Annotated in this window: 11 protein-coding genes; 5 read left to right on the top strand and 6 right to left on the bottom strand. The window is 69.7% G+C overall.

The genetic code is table 11. The features are described from left to right. Window positions 1-276 precede the first annotated feature (276 nt). A complete protein-coding gene (locus tag ABTV10_RS08195; RefSeq protein WP_499033875.1) occupies window positions 277-2,070 on the bottom strand; it encodes an AMP-dependent synthetase/ligase in 1,794 nt (597 codons plus the stop codon). Next, window positions 2,063-2,542, bottom strand: coding sequence for a MarR family winged helix-turn-helix transcriptional regulator (locus ABTV10_RS08190; RefSeq protein ID WP_499033873.1), 480 nt, complete (start codon window positions 2,540-2,542; stop codon window positions 2,063-2,065). The genes ABTV10_RS08195 and ABTV10_RS08190 overlap by 8 nt, the downstream gene beginning before the upstream one ends. Before the next feature lie 133 nt (window positions 2,543-2,675). On the opposite strand from ABTV10_RS08190, the gene ABTV10_RS08185 reads away from it, so the two are divergent. Beyond that, on the top strand, window positions 2,676-2,948 hold the full coding sequence (locus ABTV10_RS08185; RefSeq protein WP_499033869.1) for a chorismate mutase family protein: 273 nt from the start codon (window positions 2,676-2,678) through the stop codon (window positions 2,946-2,948). Between the two features lie 96 nt (window positions 2,949-3,044). On the opposite strand, the gene ABTV10_RS08180 is transcribed toward ABTV10_RS08185, so the two are convergent. Continuing rightward, on the bottom strand, window positions 3,045-3,746 hold the full coding sequence (locus ABTV10_RS08180) for a GntR family transcriptional regulator (RefSeq protein WP_499033866.1): 702 nt from the start codon (window positions 3,744-3,746) through the stop codon (window positions 3,045-3,047). Window positions 3,747-3,772: 26 nt separating this feature from the next. After that, window positions 3,773-5,494 (bottom strand): allophanate hydrolase, encoded by a 1,722-nt coding sequence (gene atzF, locus ABTV10_RS08175; RefSeq protein WP_499033863.1) that lies wholly within the window; start codon window positions 5,492-5,494, stop codon window positions 3,773-3,775. A gap of 202 nt (window positions 5,495-5,696) precedes the next feature. Between atzF and ABTV10_RS08170 the strand changes: the two genes are divergently transcribed. After that, the gene (locus ABTV10_RS08170) at window positions 5,697-6,833 is read left to right on the top strand and encodes a T3SS (YopN, CesT) and YbjN peptide-binding chaperone 1 (RefSeq protein ID WP_499033859.1); all 1,137 of its coding nucleotides are present in this window, start codon (window positions 5,697-5,699) and stop codon (window positions 6,831-6,833) included. Between the two features lie 12 nt (window positions 6,834-6,845). Here ABTV10_RS08170 and ABTV10_RS08165 read toward each other — a convergent pair whose 3' ends face one another. Beyond that, a complete protein-coding gene (locus ABTV10_RS08165) occupies window positions 6,846-7,049 on the bottom strand; it encodes a hypothetical protein (RefSeq protein ID WP_499033856.1) in 204 nt (67 codons plus the stop codon). A gap of 503 nt (window positions 7,050-7,552) precedes the next feature. Here ABTV10_RS08165 and ABTV10_RS08160 point away from each other — a divergent pair. The 3 genes from ABTV10_RS08160 (at window position 7,553) to ABTV10_RS08150 (ending at window position 9,019) form a co-directional block, all read left to right on the top strand. Further along, window positions 7,553-8,065, top strand: coding sequence for an excalibur calcium-binding domain-containing protein (locus ABTV10_RS08160; RefSeq protein ID WP_499033854.1), 513 nt, complete (start codon window positions 7,553-7,555; stop codon window positions 8,063-8,065). A 114-nt stretch (window positions 8,066-8,179) separates the two neighbouring features. After that, window positions 8,180-8,305: a hypothetical protein gene (locus ABTV10_RS08155; RefSeq protein WP_499033851.1), complete on the top strand. Its 126-nt coding sequence runs from the start codon at window positions 8,180-8,182 to the stop codon at window positions 8,303-8,305. A 27-nt stretch (window positions 8,306-8,332) separates the two neighbouring features. Further along, the gene (locus ABTV10_RS08150; RefSeq protein WP_499033849.1) at window positions 8,333-9,019 is read left to right on the top strand and encodes an SDR family NAD(P)-dependent oxidoreductase; all 687 of its coding nucleotides are present in this window, start codon (window positions 8,333-8,335) and stop codon (window positions 9,017-9,019) included. A 3-nt stretch (window positions 9,020-9,022) separates the two neighbouring features. On the opposite strand, the gene ABTV10_RS08145 is transcribed toward ABTV10_RS08150, so the two are convergent. Then, window positions 9,023-9,643 (bottom strand): TetR family transcriptional regulator, encoded by a 621-nt coding sequence (locus tag ABTV10_RS08145; protein ID WP_499033847.1) that lies wholly within the window; start codon window positions 9,641-9,643, stop codon window positions 9,023-9,025. Between the last annotated feature and the right edge of the window lie 7 nt (window positions 9,644-9,650).

Raw genomic sequence — 9,650 nt, 5'->3', positions numbered from 1 at the left:
CAATTCCGCGAATACAGCGTTCGCAGAAATACGTTCCGACCCCACGCAAAACGACCCTTCACGTCCAACTTCAGAGAGCACAAACAAGCGACCGAAGAGCGGTGTTTCTCCAATGCCGGACGTGAGAGTATCGCGTCGGGAGCGTCCACTCAGCGCGAATGCTCGGACTGGGTGAAATGCGCGGTATGCGCGGGTTCGGAGCGGTGGTCGAGTCCCATCCGGATACCGTCGGGGCGCGCCGGACCTGGCCGGATTCGACCAGGCCGTGCGCCGGGCTCAGTGCCCCCGGTAGATCGACTCGATCCGGTCGGCGAAGTGTTCGGACACCACATTGCGCTTGATCTTCAGCGTCGCGGTGAGCTCGCCGGCTTCCTCACTGAGGTCGACGGGTAGGATCTCGAATCGCTTGATCGCCTCGGCGTGGGAGACGGTCGAGTTCGCATCGTCGATCACGGCCTGCAGGGCGGCGCGGAGATCGGGGTCGGTGACGAGGTCGGCAACGGTGGCCGAAGCGGGCTTGCCGTTGGATGCCTTCCAGTTCTCGAACGGCTCCGGGTCGAGAGTGAGCAGTGCACCGATGAACGGCCGACCGTCACCGACCACCACCGCTTGCGAGATCAGGACGTGGGAGCGCAGTCGGTCCTCGAGCGGACCCGGCGAGACGTTCTTGCCGCCGGCGGTCACGAGTAGGTCCTTCTTCCGCCCGGTGATCGTCAGGTATCCGTCATCGTCGAGTTCACCGAGGTCTCCGGTCCGGAGCCAACCGTCGTGAAGGGTTGCGGCAGTGGCGGTCTCGTTGCCCCAGTACCCGCCGAAGACCACGCCACCGCTCAGCTCGATCTCGCCGTCGTCGGCAATCCTGACGGCGTTGCCACCCATCGGCCTGCCCACCGACCCGATCTTCTGCTGCCCCGGGACGTTGACACAGTGCGCGGCAGTCGATTCCGTCAGCCCGTAGCCCTCGTAGATGGGAATGCCGGCGCCTCGGAAGAAGTGCCCGAGGCGCGGCATCAGCGCGCCTCCGCCGGAGATCGCCCACCAGCACTCGTTGCCGATCGCGGCGCGCAGCTTCCGGTAGACGAGGCGGTCCGCGACGCCGTGGTACAGCTTCAACCGCAGCGACGGGCCACCTGCGTCGAGCGCCTCGCTGTAGGCGACGGCGGTGGTCTCGGCGAACGCGAAAACGGCCCGCGGGATTCGGCCGCCCTTCTCCGCGGCGTGCGCGGCGCTGTCACGGACCTTCTCGAACACGCGCGGCACGCCGAGAATCACGTGCGGGCGGAACCGTTCGAACTGCGCGGCCACGGTGCCGAAGTTCGACCAGTGCGCCTGCATCCCTCCGGCCTCGAACATCGCGAGCGAGACCGCGCGGGCCAGCACGTGCGCGAGCGGCAGGAACGTCAGCATCCGGTGGCCCGGGCGGGCAACCTCACCGATCGACGCGGAGAGGATTCCGCGGACCTCGGACAGGAAGTTCCGATGCGTGAGGACGCAGCCCTTGGGGCGCCCCGTGGTGCCGGACGTGTAGACCAGGGACGCGAGAGCGTCGGCCCGGATACCGGACAGACGCTCCCGGATCACGGCGTCGTCGATTCCGGAGCCCTCCGCGATCAACTTCTCGACGGCCCGGTCCTCGATCTGCAGCAGCCGCGTGAGCTGCCCGTCCACACCGTCGAATCCCGCAGCATGCGTGGCGGTTTCGACGATCGCGACCACGGCCCCGGAGTCCTCGATGATCCACCGGATCTGCTCGGGCGACGAGGAGTCGTAGATCGGCACCGACGCGGCCCCGGCCGCCCAGATCGCGAAGTCGAACAGAGTCCACTCGAACCGGGTGGGCGAGAGCAGCGCGACTCGGTCCCCCGGCTGCACGCCCGCCGCGATGAGCCCCTTCGCAACGCCGGTCACCAGGTCCGCGAACTCCGTCGCGGTGACGTCCACCCATTCGCCGCCGCGCGGCCGGGAGAAGAGCACCAGATCGGGGCTGCGGCGCGCGTGTTCGAAGACGGTATGGACGATCGAGTCGTCCTCGGCGACGGTGAAGCGGGCGGGGGTGCCGTACTCACGCATGTGCGTCATCTCCAACTCGGGCGGTGGGGTTGTGGTCGTCAGCCGGAACCGGTGTGTCACGGAACCGACGCAGGGTGCGAGCGAACTGAGCAATCTCGGCGGGCGACCACCCGCGCACCCGGGCACGGACCTCGTCGAACCGTTTCCGATCCGCTTCCGCGAGCGCCGCGGCACCCTTGTCGGTCAGCCGCAGCGGGTACCCGTTCCGCACCGAGCCCGGCTCGGTGCGCACCCAACCTGCATCGAGGCACCCTCGCAGCTGACGGGAAACGGTCGACCGGTTGACCCCGAACGCGTCGGAGATGTCGGTGGCCCGGGACCCCGGGTGCCGCGCGACGAACGAGAGCACCGAGTGCTGGGCGAACGAGGGCCCGCCCTCTGCGTCGCGACCCCCGGCGACCAACTCGCGCGCCAACTGGACCAGCTCAGCATGCACCGCCGCCACATGGTCGACCGCCAGTTCGTGTTGCACAGTGCAACTATACGCCGTCGAGCGAACCGGGCACGCTTCGCGTACCGGAAGTAACGTATAGCCCGCTGCTGCGACTAACCATGAGACGGCGTCGCACACCGCGGCCTTGCCGCCCGAGCCTCGAGGAGACGATGTGACCGTTCAGACCGAATCGTTCGCCGTCCACACCGTTGGATCGTCCCGGGATGCCGACGCGACCACGCTCGACCGGCTCGAGCAGGAGATCGTCGACCTGGACGCCCTCATCCTGGCTACCGTGCGCCGACGCAGCGACCTGGCCCGCAGCCTCGCGTCCGCGGAGTCGATCGGATCCGACGCGACCGCGTCCCACTTCGATGACCTCGGCCCCGACGGCCCGGCCCTCGACCGCATGCTCGCGCGCCTGAGTGCGGCCGATCCGCAGTAGCCGCCCGCGCACCCGGACGATGCGAGCCGCCTCCGCTCCGTGACATCCGTCACGTGAACGCAGGCGGCTCGACTGGTTCCGGGATCCGTGGCGTCGTCAGTGCCGCCCGTGGAGGGCGTGCGCAGTGAGCGCGTGCGCGGCGCGCTGCTCGACGACCTCCAGGGACTCGCCGACGTGCGCGTGCAGCGCCGCGAGCGCACCCGTCAGTTCACCGTCGAGCACCTGCTCCACGATCGCGAGGTGCTCGGAGACGGTCGCCTCCACCCGCTCGGGCGTTCGGTAGTCGTACATCCGGACGAGTCGGATCTGGCTGTTGACGGTCGCCAGCGCGCGCGTCAGGGCCGGATTGCCGGCCGCGGTCGACAGGTCGAGGTGGAACTGCTGGTCCAGCTGGACGATGTCGGGCGACGGGCGCGGCGGCTCAGCCTTCAGACCGAGCCAGCGGAGGCGCACCGATTCGAGCAGTGTCCGGTCGAACTCCAGCGCCGGGTTCTCCACGTGCCGCGCGATCCCGCGCAATTCGAGCGTGATCCGCAGCTCGTACAGGTCCCGGATGCTGTCCAGGTCGGGGAACATCGGGTAGTACCCGTCCTCGCGGCGGGTGACGATGCCGTCCGAGTGCAGCCGGACGAGGGCCTCCCGCAACGGAGTACGCGACACACCCAGCGCCTCGCACAGCCGCCCCTCCACCAACCGCGCGTGCGCCGGGACTTGCCCGCTCATGATCCGTTCCCGCAGCTCCAGGTACACCTTCTCCCGCAGGCCGGTACCGGATCCCTCGCCGACGGTGGCCGTCACGTGGTCGCCCCCGTGCCTGCCCGCCGTCACGCCGGTGTCCCGGTGAGAAAGAACCGCCAGCCACCGAAATCGGTGATGTCGACGCCCGACGCCGCCGCCGCGGGCGTGCAGGTGAACCCGACCGCGGCGGTGCCGTCCGCCAGGGTCATGGCGGTGAGCGCCATCGGCTCCGGCAACGCCGCCAGGAAGACGCCCAGGCCGGCCGGCGAGATCCGGTACAGCTCCCCGGGCAGCGACCGTCCGCCTCCGCCCGGCACGTGCACCAGCCCCGGCTTGGGCGGCACCGAGTCCAGGCGGACCATGAGGTAGTCGTCCGTGGTCGACACCGCCCGCTCGAACCGCGCCCCCAGCGCCTCCAACTGGTGGTGCAGCGGCTGCCCGCGCAGGTGCGCGCCGAACACTGCGAGCAGCACCCCGGCGTCGGGCGCCAGAACGGCGGTGTCGCTGCCCGCGACGCGGGCCGCGACGTCGAGCGCCACCTGGTCGCCGAACGCCGGCGTGACGGTCATGACCCCGAACGATTCGCCGGGGACGCCCGGGGCGGGCACCGCGACCGAGGCCATGTCGAGCAGGTTGCAGAAGTTCGTGAAGGTGCCCAGGCGGCGGTTGATCTCCACCGGGTCGGCGAGCACGTCGGAGACGAGTGGGTGCTCGGTCGTGGTGGGCAGCAGCAACGCATCGACCTCCGCGAACAGTCCGGCGGCGTAATGCTTGGCGGCCACGAGAACACCTGTGTCGCGGACGAATTCGTGCGCAGGCTTCGCAGCGGCGGCGCGGACGATGGCCGCGACCGTCGGATCGAGCGCGGCGTCGGGATGTGCCACGACGAATTCCCCGACGGCGTCGAACCGTTCGGCGACGAGGGCGCCGTCGTAGAGCAGCCGCGCGGCCTCGAGCAGCGGTGCGATGTCGACGGGCACCACATCCGTGCCGGACTCCTCCGCCCGGACGACGGTCGCCGCGAAGGCGGCCCGATAGCTGTCCGAGAGCATCTCGAGTTGCGACTCCAGCGGGACACCGACCCGGGGACGGCTCGGGGCGGAGAGGGTCACGTCCGCCGGCCACACCCGGCTGCGCGGGTCGGCCGCATCCGGCCCCACCATGATCGACATCACGAGTCCGGCGAGGCCCACGGTCGGCGCCATCACCGTGACGCAGTCGAAGTCGGCGCACGCCGGCACGACACCGAGCGTCGGCACCAGGCCGACGGTCGGCTTGATGCCGACGACGCCGTTGAACGCCGCCGGGACGCGGCCCGAGCCCGCGGTGTCGGTGCCGAGCGCGAAATCCACGAGCCCCAATCCGACGGCCGCGCCCGACCCGGAGCTCGACCCTCCGGACACTCGCTCGGGATGCTGTGCCGCACGGACGATTCCGTACGGACTGCGGGTGCCGACCAGGCCGGTCGCAAACTGGTCGAGATTGGTCTTGCCGAGCAGCACGGCACCGGCGGCGAGCAGTCGCGTCACCGCCGGCGCGGACACCTCGGGCACGTAGGCGAACTCCGGGCAGGCCGCCGTGGTCGGCAGCCCGGCAACGTCGATGTTGTCCTTGACCGCGAACACCGTTCCGGCGAGCGGCAGCGCCTCCCCCGCGGCGAGGCGCGCCTGGACCGTCGCCGCGTCCGCGAGCACGTCGACCTCGGCACGCAAGCAGATCCAGACCTCCGGACGACCACAGGCGGCGATCCGGGCGAAGGCGGAGCGCACGCTGTCGGTCGGGGTGGGGGTCTCGAGTGTCGTCGTCATCGTCGACCGCTTTCTCGCGAGGACCGCAGACAACGGCCCAACCGGTGTATACCTCGGCGTATACGCTAGGTGGCCTGGTGTTACGTGCGAGCTACGCGGCGTGACGATCTCGTGTCGACCGACCGGGCCGTATCGGGCCTCTCGGCGAGAGCCCCGACCGCCTCTGCCAGGGCCTCCCCACCGGCGCGATACCGTGTATGTCGTGTCCGAGTTCTCCAGCAGGTCCGCCCGAGGCGACTTCGATCAGGCGGTCGACGAGGCCTGGGGTGCCTACCGGGCGCGCCTCGCCGACCGGATCGCGGCCATTTCCGCAGACGACCAACTGGTCCTGGAGACGACGTGCGAGACCGACGAGGCGGACGGTCGCGTCCCGTTCGTGCAGTGCCAGATCGTCACCGGACCCGACGGGCCCCTCGTCCGCTGCGAGATTCCGGCCGACCTGCACCTGCCGCCGCGCCGACGACTCTCCGACGCCGACCGCGCGCGACTGCTCGAGCAGGGCTGGACACTTCCACCGGCCGTCGACGAGCCGCCCCTGTTCGCGGAGTTCAGCGAGGACGAAGCCTCACTCGTCGTCGAGAAGGCGCCTCGGTGGGCCGACCAACTCGCGGCGATGACGGTGTCGGTGTTCCGGGACACGTGGAACGTGCCGCATCCCAGCTTCCTCTCGCTCCATCACCTCGGCGCCGACGGTGATGTCGACCCCGCCCAGCCCGGAGCGGGAGCACCCCGACCGACCGCGCTCGACCGGCACGTCGCGATCAGGCCGCGCGACACCGAACACCTCCGCGAGGTGATCGCCATGACGCTCGCCGACATGTACGGCCAGATCCCGGAACGGGACTCCGACGGCGACATCGTCCTGCGGTTCGGTTCGGCTCTCGCGCTCGTCATCGCGAACGAGAGCACCCCCGAGGTGCAGTTGTGGGCGCCGCTGGTGCGCGACATCAGCGGGCGGACCCGCGCGTCCGAGTTGATCACCGATCTCAACCGACGCTGGCCGTACCTGCGGTTCGGCCTCTACGAGGACCGGCTGCGCGTCATGATCGACATGCTGGCCGATCCCTTCGTCCCCCAGCACCTCGCCGACATGGTCGAGCACCTGGGCGACTTCCTCAGCGGGGTGGACGCAGAGTTCGCGGCCCACTTCGGCGGGCAACTGCACTTTCCGCCCGCGTCTCCCGCCACCATCGGTGACGCCCCGGAGGCGCCGGCGGAGCCCACACCCGACAAGCCCGAACCCGAGAGGGACGCCCAGCCGGACGAGCGGCCCGCGCAGCCGGCCCCGGTCGAGGAGCCCATCCAGCCGTCGCTCTTCGACGACCTCGACGACCAGTAGGCCCGCGCCCGCTCAGCAGGGGTTCGGTTCGCCGATCTTCACGGCCGAGAGCACAGCATCTCCCTCGCCGATCAGCGCACCCACGTCAGGGGTCTGACCGACGACGATCCAGTTCGAGTCGACGACCTGGTTGCGCCCCTTGCCGGTGGCGTCCGCACTGCGAGAGAAGAAGACGCCGCTCTCCTGGATGAGGTTCTGCGCAGCCTGCAGATTCATGCACATCACATTCGGCATGGGCACCAGCGTCGGCGCCGACGCGGAGGACACGACCGGCACCGTGGCGGGGGGAACAGCATCCGGACTCGGCTCGGGTCCCAGAAGCGAAGATGCCGGTGCCTCAACAGTCGTCGTGACCGGCGGGGTCGTCGTCGAGGCGGCCGCCGTCGACGAGGCGTCGGACGCTCCGCAGCCCGTCAGCGCTGCAGTGATCGCCAGGCACGCGCCCACGCCGCCCGCGACTCGAACCGGACTGGTACCGCACACATCCCGGACACCGAACATCGTGATGGAACCTCCCCCTGATATGACTACCTATCCCAATGGCCTCGGCCGGCCGACGGCGGCAGTTATGTCAACGGCGGCAGTTATACCGCACCGTCGTGGAAGCTCGATCCGACACCCCAACAAAACCGACTGAAAGGTTTCGTGTAAATCTTCCCTGTTCCCACAAGCACGCGAGGTCCTGCTGTTCTGCAGCCTCGTCGACGAATCGAGGATTCATGCGAGTTCGCACGTTCACACTGGCACTCGTCGGCTGCGCGGCGGTGACCGTTGCCGCGCCGGCTATCGCGACGGCATCGACGGTTCACGATTTCCTGCCGCCCGCGGTGGCCAACGCAGTTCCGCAGTTCGTCGCGGATGCGGTCCAGCCCCTGCTTCCCCCGGCGCCGGGAACGCCGATGCGACCCGGAACAATTCAGGATTTCCTCCCGTTCGAGATCGCCAATCTGATCCCCACCGGTTCGGCCGACGCACTCGGTTCGATGCTCCCGCCGGTCGTGGCGCCGCCCGTCGCCGCTCCTGCCCCGACTCCGGCGCCCGCCCCCGCTCCCACCCCGGCTCCGGCGCCGACTCCGGCGCCGGCTCCAGAGGCCGCTCCCGCGCCGGTACCGCAGACCGGGTACAAGAACTGCACCGAGGCCCGCAATGCCGGAGTCACGCCGATCTACCGGGGCCAGGCCGGATACGCGCCGCACCTGGATCGCGACAACGACGGAATCGCCTGCGAGTAGGGGTCGCCGTCCCGCGCGCACAATCGTGCGCGCGGGACGTCAATTCGCGCGCGCGACCGACAGCGGCGTGCGGCCGGGGGCGTCTATTGCGGCCCCCCGCTTACGGCTGCAATCATGTACGGAGCTTCAGGCACCAGCGCATGCGCGCGGGCGGTGCCCCCGACGTCGACGGCGCCCGAGTGCACCGACGAATTCGTCGCCTTACCCCTCGACGGCTGGGTCGCACCGGACAGCCGCTGACCCGAAACGGCAAAGGACACAACGTAGATGACTGGAACCGCATTCGTGACCGGTGGCACTGGCGCCCTCGGCGTCCACGTCACGAACCACCTGCTGTCGCTGGGCTGGCGGGTTGTCGTTCCCTACATCCAGCCGTCCGAGGCCGCGCGACTCGACGACCACGACCGGCTCGAGCTGGTCCGGTGCAATGTCTCGGTGCCGGCGGAACTCACCGAGGCCGTGGCGGTGGCCGCGGGCGACGCGGACGCACCGCTGACGGCGCTCGTCAACCTCGTCGGCGGATTCGAGTCGGGTCCGCGCACCCACGAGGCCGACGCGGAGGCCATCGACCGCCAACTGAATCTGAACGTGCGCACCACGTATGCGGTGCTGCGCGAGGGACTGCCGCACCTCGTCGCCAACGGCGGCGGCTCGGTCGTGTCGATGTCGTCGGGCGCGGCACTGAAGCCGTTCCCGGGCGGGACCGCGTACAGCACGTCCAAGGCTGCGGTTCTCGCGCTGGCCGAGTCGATCGCGGTCGAGTACAAGACGGATCACATCCGGTCGAATGCCTTGCTGCCGGGCGTGATCGACACGCCGGCGAACCGCGCCGCGATGCCGAACTCCGACCGGTCGAACTGGGTCGATCCGGCCGATATCGCGAAGGTCATCGCTTTCCTGCTCTCGGACGACTCCGGTCCGATCTCGGGTGCCGCGATCCCGCTGGGACTCTGACGACTACGCGTAGTCCCCGAGTACCAGGCGGGACACGTCCTGGACGTTGCGGAGGGCCTCGGGGAACCCGATGCGGCCGGTGGTCCACAGGACCAGCGAATTGAGCATCGTGCTACCGATCGACAGCGACGCGAGCCGGGCGAGTTCGGCGGGTACGCCTTCCATCAGCTCGAACAGCGCCGTCCGGTTCGCGGCCGACCGCTCGTCGAGCGTGTCGCGGACGTACGGGTCGTCGGACGTCTGCAGCTCCACCTCGAGGCGCGCGAAGTTCGGCCCCCGCTGGAACGCCTTCATCTGCCGGGTGTAGAGGTCGACGACACGGTCGAGAACCGAGGCGTGCCCTCGACTGCGCCGCCCGGTGGTCCGTTCCTCGGCGAGCCGTTCGGCGAGAATCTCGTTCCACGCGACCATCGCGGCGGCCAGCAGATGCTGCTTCGCCGGGAAGTAGCGGTACAGCGTGCCGAGGGCGACCCCCGACCGCTCGGAGACCTCGCGCATCTGGATCCCGTCGGGCCCCGTCTCGGCGAGCATCGCGATCACGGTGTCTGTCAGGTGCCGGCGACGCGCGCGTTGCGCGTCAGTCATGTCGTCGGGGCTCATTGGCACGGCAACGGATTCGGTCACGAGTGCA

This window comes from Paraburkholderia sp. RHO2 (genome assembly GCF_050955445.1).
Taxonomy (GTDB): Bacteria; Actinomycetota; Actinomycetes; order Mycobacteriales; family Mycobacteriaceae; genus Prescottella; species Prescottella agglutinans_A.
This window is presented reverse-complemented; position numbering and strand designations above follow the sequence as displayed.

Bases quoted from the DNA above. Each gene is read 5' to 3' on its own strand.
- ABTV10_RS08195 (WP_499033875.1), bottom strand. From the start codon at position 2,070: ATGCGTGAGTACGGCACCCCCGCCCGCTTCACCGTCGCCGAGGACGAC.
- atzF (WP_499033863.1), bottom strand. From the start codon at position 5,494: ATGACGACGACACTCGAGACCCCCACCCCGACCGACAGCGTGCGCTCC.
- ABTV10_RS08165 (WP_499033856.1), bottom strand. From the start codon at position 7,049: ATGAATCTGCAGGCTGCGCAGAACCTCATCCAGGAGAGCGGCGTCTTC.
- ABTV10_RS08160 (WP_499033854.1), top strand. From the start codon at position 7,553: ATGCGAGTTCGCACGTTCACACTGGCACTCGTCGGCTGCGCGGCGGTG.
- ABTV10_RS08155 (WP_499033851.1), top strand. From the start codon at position 8,180: ATGTACGGAGCTTCAGGCACCAGCGCATGCGCGCGGGCGGTGCCCCCG.
- ABTV10_RS08150 (WP_499033849.1), top strand. From the start codon at position 8,333: ATGACTGGAACCGCATTCGTGACCGGTGGCACTGGCGCCCTCGGCGTC.